A 24,045-nucleotide genomic window follows, 5' to 3' on the forward strand; every position below is an offset into this window, starting at 1 on the left:
TAAAAAACCTATGCTGAGGAATAAATATAGCGTATTATTAAATTTGTTATCTGTGGGTAATGTGAATAAGTCATACACAGTATACACAGTTTATCCACATAAGCTAAACTGTGCCACCAAAAAGATTATTAGACTTATCCACTAATTCACAAGCCCTACTACTATTACTACGGTTTTAAAACCTATATAATTTATATATAAACGACTGGAAGGAGTTTAAATTAAAGATGGAATTCACTATTAGAAGAGACTATTTCATAAACCAACTTAATGATGCACTAAAAGCCATCTCACCAAGAACAACATTACCAATATTAACTGGTATTAAAATTGACACTAAAGAAAACGACGTAATACTTACAGGTTCTGATTCAGAAATATCTATCGAAATTACAATACCTAAACAAATTGATGGAGAAGATATTGTTTCTATTGCTGAAACAGGTTCAGTCGTATTACCAGGTCGCTTTTTCGTTGATATCATTAAAAAACTTCCAGGCAAAGAAGTAAAATTATCAACAAACGATCAATTCCAAACATTAATTACTTCAGGTCATTCTGAATTCAATTTAAGTGGTTTAGATCCAGATCAATATCCTTTACTACCAGAAGTATCACGCGAAGATGCTATTCAATTATCAGTAAAGGTCTTAAAAAACATCATTGCACAAACCAATTTCGCAGTGTCCACCTCAGAAACACGTCCAGTACTAACGGGTGTCAATTGGCTTATACAAGATAATGAATTAATATGCACTGCTACTGACTCGCACCGCTTGGCAGTAAGAAAAGTAGGCTTAGAAGAAGATAGTGAAAATAAAAATGTCATCATTCCAGGTAAGGCATTATCTGAATTAAATAAAATTATGAGCGACAGCGATGATGATATAGATATATTCTTTGCCTCCAACCAAGTACTATTTAAAGTTGGCAATGTGAACTTTATTTCACGTTTATTAGAAGGTCATTATCCAGATACTTCACGCTTATTCCCAGAGAACTTTGAAATCAAATTAGGTGTAAATAATGGTGAGTTTTATCATGCCATTGATCGCGCTTCTTTATTAGCAAGAGAAGGCGGCAATAATGTGATTAAATTAAGTACTGGTAATGAATTAGTTGAATTATCATCAACTTCACCAGAAATAGGTACCGTAAAAGAAGAAGTAGAGGCAAGTAATGTAGAGGGTGGCAATTTAAAAATTTCATTCAACTCTAAATACATGATGGATGCACTAAAAGCCATCGACAATGACGAAGTTGAAGTTGAATTTTTCGGCACAATGAAACCATTTATTTTAAAACCTAAAGATGATGATTCTGTAACACAATTAATTTTACCAATCAGAACTTATTAATTTGAAATAGGTAATAGTGCTTCGAAGTTGATACTTTGGAGCGCTATTTTTTTATAGATTTTTAGAGTAAATCAGGTCACTATGACGTGTAACAAGTAAAATAATTGATTAAAGTTGGTGATTTTAATTGTTTTCTAGAATACAATTAACTTTATTTTTAAGTGTTACAGTCGTCATTTTAGCAGCGATTGTCATCTTTCAATCCAAGCAGCATGTAAATTTCAACAAAGAAGGTAAACGCTTGGCTCAAGCGATTAATACGACAAAGCAGGTAATTCCGTCATGGGGGCATAACAAAGCAAGAGTGACAATAACGCAATTTGGTAATTATTTATGCTCACATTGTAAACGATTTGATCGTGATATCGTTTTGCGATTAGAAAAAGATTTTAAAAATAATCCACAGGTACAATTTCAATACATAGACGTTCCATTCCCCAATGAAATATCATATATTAATTCTAACGTGTCTCAGAAGCTATATACGCTTAATAAATATAAATATTGGGATTTACATCACAAAATATATACTGCTTCTCCAAAAGCCTCTGAATTAAATAAAATAACTACAACACATTATCAACAACATTTATTACTGCTCATAGATCAACTGAAATTAGATCACTCATCTTCACAAATATTGAAAAAGTTAATTAAGAAACCGCAAGCGCTGAATCATAGTCATGAGTTAGCGCACGAACTTCATATAGATCAAGTACCGGTTTTATATATTAACCAAAAACGTAGCGAAAATATAACAGATTACAAGGCACTTAAGAGAGAGATCATTACTGCGTTGAACAATACGACAAAAAATCGCTGAAATGCATTAAGCATCAATGTTTTCAGCACATATTAGGCACAATAAATTAAAATTCAAAATAACTATTCATTTTAGCCTTGTTTTACATGAAATTTTGCTTAAAAAAAGGTATAATAAGTAGATGACCTTAAAGAAATGAAATGGAGTGATTGATTTGGTTGAAGAAATAGTTGTTGATGGTGACATCACTTTAGGACAATTTCTCAAAACTGAAGGTATTATCGAATCTGGAGGCCAAGCTAAATGGTTTTTAAATGAATTCGAAATATTTCTTAACGACGAATTAGAGACACGTCGTGGTAAAAAGCTGAACCACCAAGATAGAATTGATATACCGGAAGTAGGTTCATTTCTCATTTTACATCAAGGTGCAGAATGAAACTAACCTCACTCCAACTGGAAAACTATCGTAACTATGAGCAGATTGAGTTAGAGTGCCATCCAGAAGTTAATATTTTAATTGGGGAAAATGCGCAAGGTAAAACCAATCTACTCGAATCCATTTATACTTTAGCGCTCGCTAAAAGTCATCGTACATCTAATGACAGAGAACTCATACGTTTTGACAAGGAGTATGCTAAAATAGAGGGAGAGTTAAGTTACAGATATGGTGAAATGCCACTTACGATGTTTATCACCAAAAAAGGTAAACAAGTTAAAATCAATCACTTAGAACAAAGTCGACTAACACAATATGTTGGTCATTTAAATGTGGTGTTATTTGCGCCTGAAGATTTAAATATCGTCAAAGGATCTCCACAAATTAGACGACGATTTATCGATATGGAATTAGGACAAATATCAGCTGTTTATTTAAATGATTTAGCGCAATATCAACGCATTCTCAAACAAAAAAATAATTACTTAAAGCAATTACAATATGGGCAAAAGACAGATAGCACTATGCTAGAAGTATTAAATCAACAATTTGCTACATATGCGTTGAAAGTCACTTTGCGTCGTGAAAAGTTTATTGAAGAATTAGAATCACTTGCACAACCTATTCATGCTGGTATAACTGATGACCGAGAACGTTTAGGTTTACGCTATTTACCAAGTTTAAAGCTATCCGATATTAATAAAAGTGAGACTGACCTGACCGAGGAAGTCTTAACCATGCTCAACGATAATATGGAGCGTGAGAAGGATCGAGGCGTATGCCTATTTGGACCACATAGAGATGATTTAGCGTTTGATGTTAATGGTATGGACGCTCAAACATATGGTTCCCAAGGTCAACAACGGACAACTGCTTTATCAATTAAGCTAGCAGAAATAGAGTTAATGCGTATTGAAGTGGGTGAATATCCCATATTATTACTAGATGATGTATTGAGTGAATTGGATAGTTCTCGTCAGTCACATTTGTTAAGTACAATACAGCACAAAGTACAAACATTCGTTACTACGACATCAATAGATGGTATAGATCATGAAATCATGTCGAATGCGAAAACATATCGTATTAATCAAGGCGAAATTATTAAGTAACAGAAAGTGAAGGTGAACACATTGTCAGATGTGAACAACACGGAAAATTATGATGCTGGGCAAATTCAAGTATTAGAAGGTCTAGAAGCGGTACGTAAAAGACCAGGGATGTATATTGGTTCTACTGCAGAAAAAGGACTTCACCACCTAGTGTGGGAAATCGTTGACAACAGTATTGACGAAGCATTGGCTGGTTACGCAGACCAAATTGAAGTTGTGATTGAAGAAGATAATTGGATTAAAGTAACAGATAATGGACGTGGTATTCCTGTAGGTATCCAAGAAAAAATGGGACGTCCAGCAGTCGAAGTTATTTTAACTGTACTTCACGCCGGCGGTAAATTCGGTGGTGGCGGATATAAAGTATCAGGTGGTCTACATGGTGTAGGCTCTTCTGTAGTAAACGCTTTATCCGAAGATTTAGAAGTTTATGTACACATAGACAATCAAATATATCACCAAGCTTATAAAAAAGGTATTCCACAGTTTGACTTAAAAGTTATTGGAGAAACAGACGATGATAATACAGGTACTGTTATTCGTTTTAAAGCAGACCCTACCATCTTCACAGAAACTACTGTTTATAATTACGAAACATTACAACAACGTATTAGAGAATTAGCGTTTTTAAATAAAGGTATATCAATTACGTTAAGGGATGAACGTGAATCAGAGAAAGACGAAGACGGCAAGCAACGTGAAGATACTTATTTCTACGAAGGTGGTATTAAATCATACGTAGAAATGCTTAACGAAAACAAAGAGCCTATTCATCCGGAGCCTATATATGTACATGAATCAAAAGATGATATCGAAGTTGAGATAGCTTTACAATATAACAATGGCTTCACAACGAACTTATTAACTTATGCTAATAATATTCATACGTATGAAGGTGGAACGCACGAAGATGGTTTCAAACGCTCGTTATCTCGTGTTTTAAATAGTTATGGCATTAAAAGTAAAATTATCAAAGAAGACAAAGATAGACTTTCAGGTGAAGATACGCGAGAAGGTTTAACTGCCGTAGTATCAATTAAACATGGTGATCCTCAATTCGAAGGACAAACCAAAACGAAATTAGGTAACTCTGAGGTACGTCAAGTTGTCGATAAATTATTTTCTGAACTATTCGAACGTTTCCTTTACGAAAATCCTAATGTAGCACGCATTATTGTTGAAAAAGGGATTATGGCGTCTAGAGCACGAATTGCTGCTAAAAAAGCGCGTGAAGTTACACGTCGTAAGACTGCCTTAGAAGTTTCAAGCTTGCCAGGTAAACTTGCAGACTGTTCGAGTAAAGATCCTAACCGTAGTGAAATCTTTATCGTAGAGGGTGACTCTGCCGGGGGGTCTACCAAATCAGGTCGTGACTCTGAAACACAAGCGATTTTACCTTTACGTGGTAAAATTCTTAACGTTGAAAAAGCACGTCTCGATAGAATTTTAAATAACAACGAAATTCGTTCAATGATTACTGCGTTTGGTACTGGCATTGGTGGCGAGTTTGACTTAAGTAAAGCACGTTATCACAAGATTATTATTATGACAGATGCCGATGTCGACGGTGCGCATATTAGAACGTTATTATTAACATTCTTTTATCGTTTCATGCGTCCGTTAATTGAAGCGGGCTATGTATATATTGCACAGCCACCATTGTTCAAATTAACGCAAGGTAAACAAAAATATTATGTCTTTAATGAGCGTGAATTAGATAAGCTTAAAGCTGAATTAGACCCATCACCTAAATGGTCTATCGCACGTTATAAAGGTTTAGGTGAGATGAATGCGGACCAGTTGTGGGAAACTACAATGAATCCAGAAAATCGCTCAATGTTACAAGTGACATTGGAAGATGCAATTAACGCCGATCAAACATTCGAAATGTTAATGGGTGATGTCGTGGAAAACCGTAGACAGTTTATTGAAGACAATGCAGTCTATGCTAACTTAGATTTCTAAAACAATGAACTGATTTTTGAAGGAGGATATCTTGATGGCTGAAGTACCTGAATCAAGAATAAATGAACGAAATATAACTAGTGAGATGCGAGAGTCATTTTTAGACTACGCAATGAGTGTTATCGTATCTCGTGCCCTACCAGACGTTAGAGACGGTTTAAAACCAGTACATCGTCGTATTTTATATGGGTTAAACGAACAAGGTATGACACCTGATAAATCATACAAAAAGTCAGCACGTATCGTTGGTGACGTAATGGGTAAATATCATCCACATGGTGACTCATCTATTTACGAAGCGATGGTAAGAATGGCTCAGGATTTCAGCTATCGATATCCTTTAGTTGATGGTCAAGGTAACTTTGGCTCAATGGATGGTGATGGCGCTGCGGCTATGCGTTATACAGAGGCTCGTATGTCTAAAATAACGCTTGAATTATTACGTGATATCAATAAAGATACGATTGATTTTATAGATAACTATGATGGTAATGAAAGGGAGCCGTCAGTCTTACCCGCACGTTTCCCTAACTTGCTTGTTAACGGTGCTTCAGGTATCGCAGTAGGTATGGCGACAAATATCCCACCTCATAACTTAACTGAAGTTATCAATGGTGTCTTAAAAGTAAGTCATAATCCTGATGTAACGATTGCCGAGTTAATGGAAGATATTCAAGGGCCAGATTTTCCAACTGGTGCGCTCATCATGGGCAAGAGTGGCATCCGCAGAGCTTATGAAACAGGACGTGGTTCAATCCAAATGCGTTCTCGTGCCGAAATAGAAGAACGTGGCGGTGGACGTCAACGTATCGTTGTTACAGAGATTCCATATCAAGTTAATAAAGCACGTATGATTGAAAAAATTGCGGAATTAGCTAGAGATAAAAAAGTCGATGGCATAACTGACTTACGTGATGAAACAAGTTTACGTACAGGTGTAAGAGTCGTCATTGACGTTAGAAAAGATGCCAATGCGAACGTTATTCTTAACAATTTATATAAACAAACACCATTACAAACATCATTTGGTGTAAATATGATTGCGCTTGTTAATGGTAGACCTAAACTTATTAACTTAAAAGAAGCACTTGTAGAATATTTAGAACATCAAAAAATTGTCGTAAGACGTCGTACTGAATACAACTTGAAAAAAGCACAAGATCGTGCACATATTCTTGAAGGTTTAAGAATCGCATTAGATCATATCGATGAAATTATTACGACAATTCGTGAGTCTGAAACTGATAAAGTAGCAATGGATAGCTTGCAAGAACGTTTCAAACTAACTGAACGCCAAGCTCAAGCTATTTTAGATATGCGTTTAAGACGTTTAACAGGATTAGAACGCGATAAAATTGAAAATGAATATAATGAGTTAGTTGCTTATATTAAAGAATTAGAAGAAATTCTTGCTGATGAAGAAAAACTATTACAAATCGTTAGAGATGAACTTATAGATATTCGTGAACGTTATGGAGACGATCGTCTAACAGAAATACAATTAGGTGGCTTCGACAATATCGAAGACGAAGATTTAATACCTGAAGAGCAAATTGTTATTACGTTAAGTCATAATAACTATATTAAACGATTACCAGTTTCAACATATCGTGCTCAACATCGAGGCGGTCGTGGTGTGCAAGGTATGAATACGTTAGAGGAAGACTTCGTAAGCCAACTTGTAACGTTAAGTACACATGATAACGTCCTTTTCTTTACGAATAAAGGTCGCGTGTACAAATTGAAAGGTTATGAAGTACCAGAGCTTTCACGTCAATCTAAAGGTATACCCGTTGTTAATGCTATTGAATTAGATAATGATGAAAGCATTAGTACGATGATTGCTGTTAAAGATTTGGAACGTGAAGATAACTTCTTAATCTTTGCAACGAAAAAAGGTATTATCAAACGTTCAAGATTAAATAATTTCTCTCACATTAATAAAAACGGTAAAATTGCGATTGGTTTCAAAGATGAGGATGAACTAATTGCGGTACGTCTCACAGACGGTTCTCAAGACGTACTTATTGGTACTGCACACGCATCATTAATACGTTTCCAAGAACAGTCATTAAGACCACTTGGTAGAACGGCAGCAGGAGTCAAAGGTATTACAATACGTGAAGGCGACCAAGTCGTTGGCTTAGACGTTGCGCACTCTGAAAGTGAAGATGAAGTGCTTGTGGTAACTAAAAATGGTTATGGTAAACGTACACCAGTCAGTGAATATAGATTATCAAATCGTGGTGGTAAAGGTATCAAGACAGCCACTATTACAGAACGTAACGGTGATATCGTTTGTATTACAACGGTATCTGGTAGTGAAGACTTGATGGTTGTAACTAATTCTGGTGTGATTATTAGAATCGATGTTCATGATATTTCACAAAATGGTAGAGCGGCACAAGGTGTTCGTCTAATACGTCTAGGAGACAATCAATTAGTTTCTACTGTTGCTAAAGTAGACGAAGAAGAAGAAACAGCTAAAGCAGAAGAAAGTATAGCATCTACAGACAGTAATGAAATTCAAGCATTAAATGAAGCTGAAACTGTAGTTGAAGATAATACACCAGGTAATGCCATTCATACTGAAGGTGAAGACGAAGATAACAACGAACCTCAAGCGTTAAGACAAGACTTTATGGATCGTGTTAACGAGGATATTGACAATGCCGATAACGACGATGACACAGAAGAATAAAAAACATAATAAATTTAAAAAGGCCTAGCAGATTATCTTAATTTGCTAGGCTTTTTCATATAAAGAAGATAGCTATATCAGCTATTTTAGACGGAGTACCCTCTTACTATGCTATAAATAAAATGCCTCTAATCACAAAATTAGAGGCGTTACTTTATATTATTGTTCTAATTTTTTCATAGCATGAGGGATTTCACTGATTAATCTTGATGGTGGTACAACATACATAGATTCGGCTAATGAATCGCCTATATAACTATGTGTGTACGTTGCACTTGTAACAGCTTCTTCAATATTATCGAATTGTCCAACGAAGCTTGTAATCATGCCAGCAAGTGTGTCGCCCATACCACCTGTAGCCATTGCAGGTGTACCAATTGGTAATTTATAATCACTATTTCTGAAATAAATTTCGGTACCATGCATTTTAAGCACGATCGTTGCGCCTATATCGTTAGCAGCTTGACGGTTGCGTTCGTACACTTGTTCATCTATAGGAATACTACTTAAACGTTCCCATTCTTTTTGATGTGGCGTGAAAATAACACGACACGTAGGGATTTGTGGTTTTAATTTACTAAAGATTGTAATCGCATCACCATCAACAATAAGTGTTTGATGAGATTGTATGTTTTGCAATAAGAAAGTAATCGCATTATTGCCTTTGAAATCACAACCCAGTCCAGGCCCGATTAAAATACAATCTGTATTTTCAATCATTTTAGTAAGCATTTTAGTATCATTGATATCGATAACCATTGCTTCCGGACAACGGGAATGAAGCGCTGCATGATTGTTAGGATGTGTAGCTACTGTGATTAAGCCACTTCCACTATAAACACACGCACGAGCCGCTAAAATAATTGCTCCACCTAAGCTAGCATTCCCGCCAATTAATAAGATTCTACCGTAGTCTCCTTTATGCGTATCATCTTTACGTTTAGGAATACTAACTGATGATAAAGTTTCCATTACGCAACCTCCTTTTTAGTTAATGCTGTTATATAAATCGTCGTTTTAGTCATTATATGTCGTTACTTTATTTTAAATACAATAGAAAATAATATACCTGCAAGTACGTTAAGTCAATAGTTAAAATTTATTAATAAGGAGAATAATTTTACATATATGTGAATAACCTCCTTTAGCCTGTTAAATCAGTAATTTGATAACACGTTACGACTATTGCTATAACTATTGTTACGCTAAAAATGAAAGCGTATACTTTGAGTTGCATGCTAATTATTGAGAGGAGATGGGATAATGGTATTACAATTAACAGGAAATGATTTAACGATTGCACAGATTAAAAACTTTTTAAACGAGAGAGAAACCGTAGAGATTACAGATGAAGCATTACAACGTGTTAAGCAAAGTCGTGCAATTGTTGAAGATATTATCGCTAATAAAAAAACAATATACGGTATTACGACTGGCTTTGGTTTATTTAGTGATATCAGAATTGACCAAGGGGAATATGAACAATTACAAACAAACTTAATCCGCTCACATGCTTGTGGTGTAGGTAAACCATTTGGAGAAGAAGTATCGTTAGTGATGATGGTATTACGTTTAAATACTTTATTAAAAGGACATTCAGGAACAACTGTTGAACTGATCGATCAACTTGTTTACTTTATTAATCAACGTATTATTCCGGTCATTCCACAACAAGGCTCATTGGGAGCTTCAGGAGACTTAGCACCATTAGCACATTTGGTTTTAGCATTAATTGGTGAAGGTAATGTTTTCTATCAAGGAGAAGAAGTTGATAGCAGATATGTCTTAAGTAATTTAAATAGACATCCTTTACAGTTACAAGCTAAAGAAGGACTAGCATTAATTAATGGAACACAAGCAATGACTGCACAAGGCGTAATTAATTACATTGAAGCGGAAGATTTAGCACTACAAGCTGAATGGATTGCAGCATTAACGCATCAGGCTTTAAATGGTATTACAGACGCATATAATGAGAATGTACATAAAGTTAGAAACTTTGACGAACAAACTGCAGTAGCAGCACGCATGTTGGACTGGTTAGAAGGATCGCAATTAACAACGAGACAAGGTGAGATTCGAGTGCAAGATGCATATTCTCTACGCTGTATTCCTCAAATACACGGTGCTAGTTTCCAAGTATTTAACTATGTTAAAGAGAAATTAGAATTTGAAATGAATGCAGCAAACGATAACCCACTTATTTTTGATGAAGACGATGAAACGCTCGTTATTTCAGGTGGGAATTTCCACGGGCAACCCATTGCCTTTGCTTTAGACTTCTTAAAGATAGGAGTGAGTGAATTAGGTAACGTCGCTGAACGTCGTTTAGAACGCCTAGTTAACCCACAATTGAATAATGGACTACCAGCCTTTTTAAGTCCACAACCAGGTTTACAAAGTGGTGCAATGATTATGCAGTATGCTGCAGCAAGTTTAGTATCAGAAAATAAAACATTAGCCCATCCCGCTAGTGTTGATTCTATACCTTCTTCGGCGAATCAAGAAGATCACGTTTCAATGGGTACGATAGCCTCACGTCATGGTTATAATATTATTGAAAATACGAGAAGTGTAATTGCGATTGAATGTATTATTGCGCTACAAGCAGTGGAACATAAAGACATTGAAAAATTATCACCAAAGACACGCGCGAAATATGATGAATTAAGACATATCATTCCAACGATAACTGAAGATAGACAATTCCATAAAGACATTACAGCGGTTGCTCAATATTTACGTGATAGAGCTTATAATGCATAATCAGAGTAACAATGTTGCTTGAAAATAACATTTGAATTTGCTATATTTAATTTAAGTAAATAAAGCATTGTTCATAGGCTAAGTAGTTTTAAGACGCTTGATATCAGAGAACTTGTGGTTGGTGCGAACAAGTAATCAGCATTAAAATGAATCTACCTATTTATGAGAACAATCGGTTTAACCGTTATTTTAGTGAGAGCGCAGTCTTAATTAGGCTGTTAAATAGGGTGGCAACGCGTGACCACGTCCCTTGTGTTAGGGATGTGGTCTTTTTTTGTGCCACTCAAATAAACATCGAAAGGAATGAACGATATGTTAGATATTAGAATGTTTCGTACAGAACCTCAATTAGTTAAAGACAAAGTAGCTAAGCGTGGTATGAGTGAAAGTGTTGTTGATGAGGTACTTAATTTAGATGAACAACGTCGTCAATTAATTAGTCAATCTGAAGAAATGAAGGCAGAACGTAATAAAGTAAGCGGTGAGATTGCTCAGAAAAAACGTAATAAAGAAAATGCGGATGATGCAATCACTGCAATGAGAGAATTAGGAGATCAGATTAAACAGCTTGATGAACAATTAAATGATGTCGACGAACAATTAACGAATCATTTAGCTACTATACCGAACTTAATTCATGATGATGTGCCAGTGGGTGATTCAGATGAAGATAATGTTGAGTTAAAACGTTGGGGAACACCAAGAACATTTGATTTTGAAGCTCAACCACATTGGGATATAGTAGAAAACTTAAAAATGGTTGATTTTGAACGTGCTGCAAAAGTTTCAGGTGCACGCTTCGTATTTTTAACTGGTGAAGGCGCACAATTAGAACGTGCGTTAATGAACTATATGGTTACTAAACATACGACACAACACGGTTATACTGAAATGATGGTACCACAATTAGTTAATGCAGAATCAATGTACGGTACAGGCCAATTACCTAAATTTGAAGAAGACTTATTTAAAGTCGAAAAAGAAGGTTTATATACTATTCCGACAGCTGAGGTACCATTAACTAACTACTATAGAAATGAAATTATTGGTCCCGATGTCTTACCTGAGAAATTTACGGCGCAATCAGCTTGTTATAGAAGTGAAGCGGGTTCAGCTGGAAGAGATACAAGAGGGTTAATTCGTTTACACCAATTCGATAAAGTAGAAATGGTCCGTTACGAAAAACCTGAAGATTCATGGGATGCTTTAGAAGAAATGACGCTGCACGCGGAAGCTATTTTAGAAGAATTAGGATTACCTTATCGTCGCGTGATTTTATGTACTGGAGATATCGGTTTCGGTGCAAGTAAAACTTATGATTTAGAAGTTTGGTTACCAAGCTATGATGATTATAAAGAAATAAGTTCTTGTTCAAACGTTACAGATTTCCAAGCACGTCGTGCGAATATCCGCTTCAAAAGAGATAAAGCATCTAAGCCAGAATTAGTTCACACATTAAATGGTAGTGGGTTAGCGGTAGGTCGTACATTTGCAGCTATCGTTGAAAATTATCAAAATGAAGATGGCTCAGTTACAATTCCTGAAGCACTTGTACCATTTATGGGTGGTAAAACTAAAATAGCTCCAGTGGTTAAATAATAGTATATTATAGCTATAACAAGCGTTCCGTCTACGAGATGGAACGCTTGTTTAATAGGGTAGGGGAGGCTAAAATATAGCGATTTTTAGTGGTTCGCTTGTCTTACCTCACACAAACGGAAGACTTACTTTATTGCTTACGTTAATATTCTGTATTAGACTATCAATAATATGCTTTCAGGCAGGGGAGGGGTAGTATATGGCTTCGCATTTAACATTTAGGCAAGGTGTTAAAGAATGTGTGCCTACATTATTAGGTTATGCAGGTGTGGGACTTTCTTTTGGAATCGTTGCGGTAGCATCTAAATTTAGTCTTATAGAAATAATTTTATTATGCTTACTCGTTTATGCCGGTGCAGCACAATTTATTATTTGTAGTTTAGTGATTGCTGGTACACCTATCACTGCAATTGTGCTAACGACTTTTATAGTTAATTCGAGGATGTTTTTATTAAGCATGACATTAGCTCCCCAATATAAAAATTATGGTTGGCTTAATCGTTTAGGATTAGCAACATTAGTTACTGACGAAATATTTGGTGTTGCGATAACACCCCATTTAAAAGGGGAACAGATAAATGATCGCTGGTTACATGGACTTAATTTAACGGCATATTTATTTTGGACTATATCATGTATTGTTGGCGCCATTTTTGGTAAATATATCCACAATCCAGATGCACTCGGTTTAGATTTTGCTATTACTGGTATGTTTATCTTTTTAGCAATTTCACAATTTGAAACAGTACAACGTTCTCAAATTATGACTTATATCGTATTAATCGTATGTGTCATTGTAATGATGTTTTTATTTAGTTTATTTATGCCTACATACATAGCTATTATTTTATCTTCGGTACTTGCCGCTACGCTAGGGGTGGTGATGACCCAATGAGTATGACGCTACATATGCTAATCATCATCGTTTTATGTGGTGTGGTCACGTGGTTAACTAGGGTGGTACCATTTATGTTGATTACGCGTGTTCATTTATCGGAAAAAGTCGTAAAATGGTTATCGTTTATTCCAATTACATTGTTTACTGCACTGATTATCGATGGCGTCATCGAACAACACAGCGGTAAATTTGGTTATACCATTAATATTCCATTTTTAGTAACAATCATTCCAACTGTATTAGTGGCATTTATATCTAGAAGCCTCACAATAACTATAATTGCCGGTATTTTTATAATGGCGCTTATACGTTTACTATTTTAATGTTAAACATTGAAGTAGTAAGCGTTATTCGTTAGAATGAAATTAATAGAAAATTTCGATATCTATAGTATGGGTGTTTCGAAAAAATAAATCTAATAAATTAAATCAAATCTTATTTTGAGAAGCTAAGGGACTTGGCCCATAGATGCTTCAGCAACCGGCTATCGAGTACGGTGCTAAAACCAACGAAGATATTCGAATGATAAGTAACCAGTAACCTTCTTACTTATATCGAGTGAGAGGGTTTTTAAGTTAGTAGGAGGTCGAACATGACAAATTATACTGTAGACACGTTAGAATTAGGACCGTTTGAAACAGAATCAGGGGAAACAATATCAAATTTAAAATTACGTTATGAACATGTAGGCTTCAAAGGTCAACCGCTCGTGTTAGTATGTCATGCTCTGACAGGTAACCATGTGACGTATGGAACGGACAAAGATCATGGCTGGTGGCGCGAAATTATTGATGGTGGTTATATGCCAATTAACGATTACCAATTTTTAACTTTTAATGTTATTGGTAGTCCATTTGGTTCAAGTTCCGCATTAATAGATGATGATTTTCCTTCAAAACTAACTTTAAGAGATGTTGTACGCGCATTAGAGGTTGGTATCAAAGCGTTAGGATTTTCACAGATTGATATATTAATCGGCGGTTCACTTGGTGGTATGCAAGCTATGGAATTGTTATATAATAGACAATTTGATGTGAAGAAGGCAGTCATACTTGCCGCTACGGATAAGACCTCTTCTTATAGTCGTGCGTTTAATGAAATTGCACGTCAATCAATTCAGTTAGCTTGTAAAGAAGGCATGAGTATTGCACGACAACTAGGCTTTTTAACGTATCGCTCATCTAAAAGTTATGATAAACGATTTTCACCAGATCAAGTCGTAGCATACCAACGACATCAAGGTGATAAATTTAAAGAAAACTTTAATCGCAACTGTTATTTAACACTCCTGGACGTCTTGGATAGTCATGATATCGATAGAGATCGTACGGACGTTACCGAAGTATTTAAATCTTTAGATACTAAAGTTTTAACGATGGGCTTTACGGATGATTTATTGTATCCGGATGATCTAGTACGTGCAGTAGGAGAGCGATTTAAATATCATCGTCATTTCTTTGTACCTGACAATGTAGGCCATGACGGGTTTTTACTAAACTTTAACGATTGGGCACCCAATTTGTATCATTTCTTAAAAGTTTCTAAATTTAAACGTAAATAAAATTATAAAAAAAAGCGCTAAATTTACTGTAATAAGTAAACTAAGCGCTTTTTTTCGTTGACTGATGATTCAAGAAAAGAATTGTTCATGTTATGAATGGAATTTGACCTACTCAATCGAAATTATCAATAATTGTATAAAATTTCTAAAGAGGTTAGAATAGTAATACAGTCAAAAAGTATGGGAGTGGCAAAATTTGTTTTCAAAAATTGAACCTAAAGCTACTATTTTGAGTATTATCTCACTCATCATCGTTGCTTTAGTCTTACATATATTACCGCCACTTGGTTTTGTATTATGCTTGTTTGCGACAATACCAGGCATAGTACTATGGCATAAATCTAAAGAATCTTTTGGATTGACCGCTGTAATTACAGTAATTTTAACCACTTTGTTAGGTAATATATTCGTATTAAGTACGATGGTCTTAATATTAATTGTTAGTTTTTTAGTAGGCCAATTATTAAAAGAACGTACATCAAAAGAACGTATTTTATACGTAACTACAACATTTATCAGTATCATCTCATTGGTCGCTTTTATGATTTTACAAGCGCTTAATAAAATACCAACAGTAGATATGCTAATGAAACCATTAAGAACTCAAATGTTACAAACCATTGAGGAAAGTGGTGTGCAGAATGGCTACGAAAATACGATAGGAGAAGGCTTCCGCCAACTTGCAGTTCAACTACCTAGCTACGTTATTATAACGATATTTCTACTTATCTTAATTAACCTAATTATTACATTTCCAATATTACGCAAATTTAAAGTAGCAACACCAGTATTTAAACCGTTATTTGCATGGCAAATGAATAAGGTTTTACTTATTTTATACGTTATTACACTGCTCTGTGTTATGTTTGCGTCTAAAGCGGGTACTTTCCAAAGTATCGTATTGAATTTTGAAATTGTGTTATCATTATGTATGTATTTGCAAGGTTTAAGTTTAATACATTTCTTTGGCAAAGCGAAAGGCATGCCAACATCTTTAACAGTAGTGTTAATGGTCATTGGGACAATTTTAACGCCATTCACACATATTGTAGTTTTAATAGGGTTTATTGATTTAGCATTTAACTTAAAAGGTATCATTAAAAAATAATGTGAGGTGGACAAAATGAACCGTCAATCCACTAAAAAAGCATTAGTTTTACCATTTATCATTATGGCAATTACGGCATTAGTATTAGTTGCAGTATGGTTTATTTTTAACCAACTCATTGCCGGCATCGCTACTGCGATTTTGATAGTCGTAATTATTATTGCAGCTTTAATGGTAAGGCAAGCTTTACAAAAGATGGACAACTACGTCGATAATTTAAGTGGACACATATCAGCCGGTAGTAATCGAGCAATTAAAAATTTACCAATCGGTATGGTAGTTATTGATGAAAATGAAAATATTGAGTGGATGAACCAATTTATGGCAGAACGTTTGGATCGTAATGTAATCTCTGATCCAGTAAATGAAGTTTATCCAAATATATTAAAGCAATTAGAAAAAACTGAAGAAATTGATATAGAAGATAGAAATTATCACTATCGGGTGAGATATTCTGACAAAGAGCATATTTTATATTTCTTCGATATAACTGAAGAAGTTCGTATTAATGAGTTATATAATGAATCAAAACCGATTATCGCAACGCTATTTTTAGATAATTATGACGAGATTACTCAAAATATGAATGATACACAACGTTCGGAAATTAACTCAATGGTTACACGTGTTATTAGCCGTTGGGCAACTGAATATGACATTTACTTTAAGCGTTATAGTACAGACCAATTCGTTGCGTATTTAAATCAACACATATTAGATGAAATTGAAGATGCAAACTTTGATATTTTAAGCCAGTTAAGAGAAAAAAGTGTTGGTTACAGGGCACAACTTACATTAAGTATAGGTGTAGGTGAAGGTTCTGATAGTTTAATCGATCTTGGTGAATTATCACAATCAGGACTAGATTTAGCTTTAGGTCGTGGTGGCGACCAAGTTGCGATTAAAAACCAAAATGGTAATGTACGTTTCTATGGTGGTAAGACTGACCCAATGGAAAAACGTACACGCGTAAGAGCACGCGTAATTTCACACGCATTAAAAGACATACTTATGGAAGGCGATAAAGTTATTATCATGGGACATAAACGTCCTGATTTAGATGCCATTGGTGCAGCAATCGGAGTTTCTCGTTTTGCAATGATGAATAACTTAGATGCGCATATCGTGTTAAATGATTCAGATATCGACCCAACATTACGTCGTGTAATGGATTCTATCGATGAAAAACCTGAATTAAAAGAACGTTTTATTAGTTCTGAAGAGGCTTGGGACAATATGACATCGAGAACGACTGTCGTTATTGTCGATACGCACAAGCCGGAAATGGTTATAGACGAAGATATTTTAAACAAAGCAAATAGAAAAGTAGTCATTGACCATCATAGACGTGGTGAAAGCTTTGTCTCTAGCCCGTTACTTGTCTATATGGAACCATATGCTAGTTCAACGGCAGAACTAGTGACAGAATTATTAGAATACCAGCCAACAGAACAACGTTTAACACGTTTAGAATCTACAGTAATGTTCGCAGGTATTATCGTTGATACACGTAACTTTACTTTACGTACGGGTTCAAGAACATTCGATGCCGCAAGTTATTTACGTGCACACGGTGCCGACACAATTTTGACGCAACACTTCCTGAAAGATGATATCGATACGTATATTAATCGTACAGAATTAATTCGTACGGTAGAATTACAAGATAATGGTGTTGCTATAGCTCATGGTCCAGACGACAAAATATACCATCCTGTTACAGTTGCACAAGCTGCAGATGAGCTGTTAAGTTTAGATGGTGTAGAGGCATCTTACGTTGTCGCTAGAAGAGAAGATTCACTTGTTGGTATGTCTGCCCGCTCTCTAGGAGCAGTTAACGTTCAACTAACAATGGAAGCACTTGGTGGTGGTGGCCATTTAACAAATGCTGCCACACAACTTAAAGATGTTACGGTCGAAGAAGCGATCGAACAATTACAACAAGCAATAACAGAACAAATGAGTAGGAGTGAAAATTGATGAAAGTAATATTCACACAAAACGTTAAAGGTAAAGGTAATAAAGGCGAAGTCAAAGACGTACCCGTAGGTTATGCTAATAACTACCTTTTAAAAAATAAATTAGCTGTCGAAGCGACACCAGGAAATCTTAAACAATTAGAACAGCAAGAAAAAGCAGCTAAAGCAGAACGCCAAAAAGAAATCGATGAAGCGAAACAACTTAAATCAAAATTAGCCGACCTTGAAGTAGAAGTTTCAGCTAAAACGGGTGAAGGTGGCAAGTTATTTGGTTCAGTAAGTACGAAACAAATTGCACAAGCTTTACAAGAGCAACATGAAATTAAAATTGATAAACGTAAAATGGATTTACCAAGTGGTATCCATGCATTGGGTTATACAAATGTACCGGTTAAATTAGATAAAGAAGTCGAAGGTACTATTCGTGTACACACAATTGAACAATAATTATGGATTGAAATATGAGGTGTAATCGACATGGATGGAATGTATGAACAAAATCAAATGCCCCATAGTAATGAGGCTGAACAATCTGTCTTAGGTGCCATTATCATTGATCCAGAATTAGTAAACTCAACTCAGGAAGTATTACTTCCTGAGTCATTTTATAGAGGTGCACATCAACATATCTTCCGTGCGATGATGAATCTCAACGAAGATAATAAAGAAATCGATGTTGTCACTATAATGGATCAACTGTCACAAGAAGGTCGCTTGAGTGAAGCGGGTGGACCACAATACTTAGCAGAGTTATCTAATAATGTACCGACAACGCGAAATGTACAGTATTATACGGACATTGTTTTTAAGCATGCCTTAAAACGTAAATTAATCCAAGCTGCAGATAGTATTGCAAATGATGGTTATAATGATGAACTTGAATTAGACACAATACTTAACGATGCTGAACGTCGTATTTTGGAATTATCTTCTACACGTGAAAGCGATGGCTTTAAAGATATTAGAGATGTCTTAGGCGACGTTTATGAAAATGCGGAATTACTCGATCAAAATAGCGGGCAAACGCCAGGTATACCTACAGGATACCGAGATTTAGACCAAATGACGGCAGGATTTAACCGAAATGATTTAATCATATTAGCAGCGCGTCCCTCTGTTGGTAAGACTGCCTTCGCGCTTAATATCGCGCAAAAAGTAGCAACACATGAAGGTCAATTTTCAGTTGGTATATTCTCCCTCGAGATGGGCGCAGACCAACTAGCGACACGTATGATTTGTAGTTCGGGTAATGTCGATTCTAACCGTCTCCGTACAGGTACGATGACAGAAGAAGATTGGAATAGATTTACGATTGCAGTAGGTAAATTATCACGCACTAAAATATTTATTGACGATACACCGGGTATACGCATTACTGATATTCGTTCTAAATGTCGTCGCTTAAAACAAGAACACGGATTAGATATGATTGTTATTGACTATCTACAACTTATTCAAGGTAGTGGTTCACGTTTTTCAGATAACCGTCAACAAGAAGTATCTGAAATATCACGTACTTTAAAAGCGATAGCGAGAGAACTAGAATGTCCAGTTATTGCCTTGAGTCAGTTATCTCGTGGCGTCGAACAGCGTCAAGATAAGCGACCAATGATGAGTGATATTCGTGAATCTGGTTCAATTGAGCAAGATGCTGATATCGTTGCCTTCTTGTATCGTGATGATTATTACAATCGTGGCGAAGAAGACGAAGACGATGATGATGCAGGATTTGAGCCACAAACGAACGATGAGAACGGTGAAATTGAAATTATCATTGCAAAACAACGTAATGGCCCGACAGGTACAGTAAAATTACATTTCATGAAACAATACAATAAATTCACTGATATAGATTATGCCCATGCAGATTTTGGATAATTAAATAAAAAATATTTTTCCGTACAATTAAACGATATATAGTTTTATTGTACGGTTTTTGATTACATTTAGAGATGCGTTTGATATGGAAGTATGTATCGAAGTTTTCATGATTATTATTTTTAAATATTGATAAATCAACGTTTTTAGCTAATAAACTAAGGTGTTAAGCTTCAGCGAAATTTTAAAAAGTGCCCAATTTTAATGTTCGATTTTTGTTTGCATTATCATCATTCTATTGGTAGAATACTTAATGGTTAAACGAGAAAAACTTGGAGGTGCTCATATGTCATCAATCGTAGTCGTTGGGACACAATGGGGAGACGAAGGTAAAGGTAAAATTACAGATTTCTTAGCAGAACAAGCAGATGTTATTGCACGATTTTCAGGTGGAAATAACGCAGGTCACACAATTAAGTTCGATGGAGAAACTTACAAATTACACTTAGTACCGTCTGGTATTTTTTACAAAGATAAATTAGCAGTTATCGGAAATGGTGTCGTAGTGGATCCAGTTGCATTATTAAAAGAATTAGATGGCCTTAATGACAGAGGCGTTTCTACTGATAATTTACGTATTTCAAATCGTGCGCAAGTTATTTTACCTTATCATTTAAAACAAGATGAGTATGAAGAGGAGCGCCGTGGAGATAACAAAATAGGCACAACTAAAAAAGGTATCGGTCCAGCTTATGTAGATAAAGCACAACGTATTGGTATCCGTGTCGCAGATTTATTAAATAAAGAAACGTTTGAAGCACGTTTGAAAGAAAATATTGAATATAAAGATGCATATTTCAAAGGTATGTTCGGTAAAGAATGCCCATCATTTGATGAAATCTTTGAAGCATATTACGCTGCAGGGCAACGTTTAGCACCTTACGTTACTGATACAGCTAAAGTGTTAGACGACGCATTTGTAGCTGACGAAAAAGTTTTATTCGAAGGTGCACAAGGTGTCATGTTAGATATCGACCATGGTACATACCCATTCGTAACTTCTAGTAACCCTGTTGCTGGTAACGTTACAGTTGGTGGCGGTGTTGGTCCTACATTCGTATCTAAAGTTATTGGTGTATGTAAAGCATATACTTCTCGTGTAGGCGATGGTCCATTCCCAACAGAATTATTTGATACTGATGGTGAACATATCCGTGAAGTTGGTCGTGAATATGGTACGACTACAGGACGTCCTCGTCGTGTAGGATGGTTTGACTCAGTAGTATTACGTCATTCTCGTCGTGCAAGTGGTATTACTGATCTTTCAATTAACTCAATCGATGTATTAACTGGTTTAGATACAGTTAAAATTTGTACAGCTTATGAGTTAGATGGTAAAGAAATTACTGAATACCCAGCTAACTTAAATGAGTTACAACGTTGCAAACCTATTTTTGAAGAATTACCAGGTTGGACTGAAGATGTTACAAGCTGTCGTACTTTAGACGAACTACCTGATAATGCACGTAACTATTTAGAACGTATTTCTGAATTATGTAACGTACGTATTTCTATTTTCTCTGTTGGCCCAGACCGTAACCAAACAAACTTAATTCAACCACTTTGGGAAAAATAAGTTTTAATTAATATAAGAAACCCTGTAAATGACGTTTATCGACGCATCTACAGGGTTTTATTATGTTATTGGTATTGTTGTCACGGAAGTCTAAAATAGCTTGTGCACCTACCTCATAGCCAGGTTGCGTATGAGTTTGAACGTTTTTAATTGCTTCAATGTTTTGCTGATAAGTTTGACGATGAGTTAACATGTCTGTGACAGTGTTTGCTAAATGTTCGGCTGTAATTACATTTGCATCTAGTTGTTGTCCTATTTTTAAATGTTCTATTTGATTCGCAACGACTGGTTGATCAGCACTTTGTGGAAAGGCGAGTAACGGCACATTTAACATAATTGCTTCGTTTGTACTGTTCATACCCGCATGTGTCAAGAAAAGGTCGGCATGCTGTAAAACTTCAACTTGTGGTACGTAATCTTTAATAATAACGTTGTCTGGTATTGTATCAAAATCTTCGACTTTATTTGTTTTACCAATAGACACTATTACCGTCGCATCTATATTTGCTAGTGCAGAAAAACATTTGTTGAAAAAGGCTACATTTTGATTGAATACAGTGCCTAAAGATACATAGATAAGAGGGCGGTCTGTATTCACATTATCCATAAAACCTGAAGGTTTAGGTGGTAATACTGATGGCCCTACAAAGTTAAATTTAGCACTGTCGAAGGCATCATAGTCGAGTTGGAAACCTTTCGTGACGAATGAAATATTAAAATCACCAGAATTATTCATAACTTCGTGACGTGACGGAACTTTTACGCCGTATGTTTGTGCCACATGTTCTTTCAATGTATCGAAGACAAGATTGGCAGATTCTAGTTCATCTTGTTCTAATTTTGAAGCCATGAAATTAGCAAAACTATCAAACATTGGTTTAGTTTTAGCAAATGAAGTAATTGCGGATATAGTTGGTATATTGAATTTTTGAGCGATTAAATAACCACAACTGAACATAGAATCATAAATCATATAATCATAATGCTCGTCTTTCGTTTCCTCTAAAATTTGAGGCATAATAACATCTGCAGTTTTTAATAAACCGTTAATAACATGAAATAAATGGCCTGACCCAAATGAAGTAAATGCTGATACTAATTTTTCTGTAGATACAGTGCGGATTTCGACACCTGTATCTTTAAATTTATCAACATATTGGTCACCCATATAATAAACTACTTCTTCTCCGCGTTCTACGAGCGACTTACACAACGCAATAGTTGGATTAATATGTCCTTCTGAACCGGTATTTATGAATAATACTTTCGCCATTGATAATGCCTCCTAAGATGTAATATTAAATAATTTTACCAAATATCATTGAAAACAAAAATGATTTAAATTTTATTAATTTTTTTTCATATTTAAATTCATGTTTTGTTCAAAATTCAATGCTTATAGATAAGGGGAGTCAGAGGTTTGTCAGTAGGGAAGACTACCTTAGAGTTAATGCGAAAGTACTTCGATCATAAAGTTGCCAGGTGCTTTTACATAAAAAGTATAGCCATGCGGAGTTTGTTTTGGCGTTGGGACTTTATAACCATCCTCCTTAATAAGGGCATTTATCTTATCTACATCAGATGGTGAAGATTGGGGGAACCCTACGTGGAAAGATTTAGGATATGTTGCCTTTGGTCCTTCCATTAGCGTTAAAATAAAGCCTTCAGGGCTAATCAAAACTTCTGGATTGCCACCTTTCTCCGTTTTCATAGTAAAATCAAAATATTTTAAAAAGAAATCACGTGTTGGTGCTATTGTTTCTACAGTTAAATTTAAATGCTTTAATTCCACAAGCTTATCTCCTAGTAATCAATATATAGTCATTTTAAGCTAGTCTATGGTAGTGTACAATCCGTAAATAGATGTAGTTATTTGAAAGTTGAAGTTAATATGTAAAAAATTGATTTGTTTATTTATATGTAATCAAAGTAAATTTCATATTATTTAAGATGTATTTTTTGTTATTTATCACAATAGTAATTAAGCTTTGTATAAAGTCATCATAATATAACGGAATAATAGCTTAATTTAAAGGAGAAATAACCATAAATAAACTATCAAAATTGAACACAACAAAAAACGCTTTATGATCAAAAAATTAATACTTTTGATAAATATAAAGCGATACAAGTAACATTCCCGGTAGCCAAAAAGCTGTTTCAGAAAAAGCTTTAGTCAAACATTATGAAGTGTTTGAGCCTAAAATATTTTATGGGTAAAAACAAAGACAAAGGCGTAAAGCATAATTTTTCATTTTCACGAGTTTAAATAGTAGTTAAAAATTGTACTATGTTACACCATTTATGATTATGAAAAATTTAAAGAAAAAAATTAAAAAAAT

Annotated in this window: 19 protein-coding genes, 1 riboswitch and 1 other annotated feature; of the genes, 16 read left to right on the forward strand and 3 right to left on the reverse strand. The window is 35.1% G+C overall.

The window, feature by feature from the left end:
• Positions 1-227: 227 nt before the first annotated feature.
• The 6 genes from dnaN (at position 228) to gyrA (ending at position 8,338) form a co-directional block, all read left to right on the forward strand.
• The gene (gene dnaN, locus RPL90_RS07540; protein ID WP_313547409.1) at positions 228-1,358 is read left to right on the forward strand and encodes a DNA polymerase III subunit beta; all 1,131 of its coding nucleotides are present in this window, start codon (positions 228-230) and stop codon (positions 1,356-1,358) included.
• A 127-nt stretch (positions 1,359-1,485) separates the two neighbouring features.
• Complete coding sequence (locus tag RPL90_RS07545; RefSeq protein WP_313547410.1) at positions 1,486-2,181, forward strand: DsbA family protein; 696 nt, start codon at positions 1,486-1,488, stop codon at positions 2,179-2,181.
• Between the two features lie 145 nt (positions 2,182-2,326).
• On the forward strand, positions 2,327-2,560 hold the full coding sequence (yaaA, locus tag RPL90_RS07550) for a S4 domain-containing protein YaaA (protein ID WP_313547411.1): 234 nt from the start codon (positions 2,327-2,329) through the stop codon (positions 2,558-2,560).
• A complete protein-coding gene (recF, locus tag RPL90_RS07555; RefSeq protein ID WP_313547412.1) occupies positions 2,557-3,672 on the forward strand; it encodes a DNA replication/repair protein RecF in 1,116 nt (371 codons plus the stop codon). Before yaaA ends, recF begins: the two co-directional genes overlap by 4 nt.
• Before the next feature lie 12 nt (positions 3,673-3,684).
• Positions 3,685-5,637 carry a DNA topoisomerase (ATP-hydrolyzing) subunit B gene (gene gyrB / locus RPL90_RS07560; protein ID WP_398573858.1) on the forward strand — a complete coding sequence of 651 codons (1,953 nt, stop codon included), beginning with the start codon at positions 3,685-3,687 and terminating at the stop codon, positions 5,635-5,637.
• A 34-nt stretch (positions 5,638-5,671) separates the two neighbouring features.
• Entirely contained in the window at positions 5,672-8,338 is a 2,667-nt protein-coding gene (gene gyrA, locus RPL90_RS07565; protein ID WP_313547416.1) for a DNA gyrase subunit A, read from the forward strand.
• Between the two features lie 159 nt (positions 8,339-8,497).
• Here gyrA and RPL90_RS07570 read toward each other — a convergent pair whose 3' ends face one another.
• Complete coding sequence (locus RPL90_RS07570) at positions 8,498-9,310, reverse strand: NAD(P)H-hydrate dehydratase (RefSeq protein WP_313547418.1); 813 nt, start codon at positions 9,308-9,310, stop codon at positions 8,498-8,500.
• A 291-nt stretch (positions 9,311-9,601) separates the two neighbouring features.
• On the opposite strand from RPL90_RS07570, the gene hutH reads away from it, so the two are divergent.
• The 10 genes from hutH (at position 9,602) to RPL90_RS07620 (ending at position 21,703) form a co-directional block, all read left to right on the forward strand.
• Complete coding sequence (hutH, locus tag RPL90_RS07575) at positions 9,602-11,104, forward strand: histidine ammonia-lyase (protein ID WP_313547420.1); 1,503 nt, start codon at positions 9,602-9,604, stop codon at positions 11,102-11,104.
• A gap of 60 nt (positions 11,105-11,164) precedes the next feature.
• Positions 11,165-11,358 (forward strand) — a binding site (T-box leader).
• A 58-nt stretch (positions 11,359-11,416) separates the two neighbouring features.
• On the forward strand, positions 11,417-12,703 hold the full coding sequence (gene serS, locus RPL90_RS07580; protein WP_313547422.1) for a serine--tRNA ligase: 1,287 nt from the start codon (positions 11,417-11,419) through the stop codon (positions 12,701-12,703).
• A 199-nt stretch (positions 12,704-12,902) separates the two neighbouring features.
• The gene (locus RPL90_RS07585; protein ID WP_313547424.1) at positions 12,903-13,598 is read left to right on the forward strand and encodes an AzlC family ABC transporter permease; all 696 of its coding nucleotides are present in this window, start codon (positions 12,903-12,905) and stop codon (positions 13,596-13,598) included.
• On the forward strand, positions 13,595-13,924 hold the full coding sequence (locus tag RPL90_RS07590; protein WP_313547426.1) for an AzlD domain-containing protein: 330 nt from the start codon (positions 13,595-13,597) through the stop codon (positions 13,922-13,924). The genes RPL90_RS07585 and RPL90_RS07590 overlap by 4 nt, the downstream gene beginning before the upstream one ends.
• 109 nt (positions 13,925-14,033) lie before the next feature.
• Positions 14,034-14,133: riboswitch (SAM riboswitch) on the forward strand.
• Between the two features lie 60 nt (positions 14,134-14,193).
• Positions 14,194-15,162: a homoserine O-acetyltransferase MetX gene (metX, locus tag RPL90_RS07595; RefSeq protein ID WP_313547428.1), complete on the forward strand. Its 969-nt coding sequence runs from the start codon at positions 14,194-14,196 to the stop codon at positions 15,160-15,162.
• A gap of 196 nt (positions 15,163-15,358) precedes the next feature.
• Positions 15,359-16,270, forward strand: a complete 912-nt coding sequence (locus RPL90_RS07600) for a DUF2232 domain-containing protein (RefSeq protein ID WP_313547430.1) — start codon at positions 15,359-15,361, stop codon at positions 16,268-16,270.
• 15 nt (positions 16,271-16,285) lie between these two features.
• On the forward strand, positions 16,286-18,250 hold the full coding sequence (locus tag RPL90_RS07605; RefSeq protein ID WP_313547432.1) for a DHH family phosphoesterase: 1,965 nt from the start codon (positions 16,286-16,288) through the stop codon (positions 18,248-18,250).
• Positions 18,250-18,696, forward strand: a complete 447-nt coding sequence (gene rplI / locus RPL90_RS07610; RefSeq protein WP_313547434.1) for a 50S ribosomal protein L9 — start codon at positions 18,250-18,252, stop codon at positions 18,694-18,696. The genes RPL90_RS07605 and rplI overlap by 1 nt, the downstream gene beginning before the upstream one ends.
• 30 nt (positions 18,697-18,726) lie before the next feature.
• Entirely contained in the window at positions 18,727-20,127 is a 1,401-nt protein-coding gene (gene dnaB / locus RPL90_RS07615; protein ID WP_313547436.1) for a replicative DNA helicase, read from the forward strand.
• Between the two features lie 286 nt (positions 20,128-20,413).
• The gene (locus RPL90_RS07620) at positions 20,414-21,703 is read left to right on the forward strand and encodes an adenylosuccinate synthase (protein ID WP_313547438.1); all 1,290 of its coding nucleotides are present in this window, start codon (positions 20,414-20,416) and stop codon (positions 21,701-21,703) included.
• 7 nt (positions 21,704-21,710) lie between these two features.
• On the opposite strand, the gene RPL90_RS07625 is transcribed toward RPL90_RS07620, so the two are convergent.
• The gene (locus tag RPL90_RS07625; protein WP_313547440.1) at positions 21,711-22,976 is read right to left on the reverse strand and encodes a macrolide family glycosyltransferase; all 1,266 of its coding nucleotides are present in this window, start codon (positions 22,974-22,976) and stop codon (positions 21,711-21,713) included.
• Positions 22,977-23,150: 174 nt separating this feature from the next.
• Entirely contained in the window at positions 23,151-23,495 is a 345-nt protein-coding gene (locus RPL90_RS07630; protein ID WP_313547442.1) for a VOC family protein, read from the reverse strand.
• Positions 23,496-24,045 lie beyond the last annotated feature (550 nt).

This window comes from Staphylococcus kloosii (genome assembly GCF_032139365.1).
Taxonomy (GTDB): Bacteria; Bacillota; Bacilli; order Staphylococcales; family Staphylococcaceae; genus Staphylococcus; species Staphylococcus kloosii_A.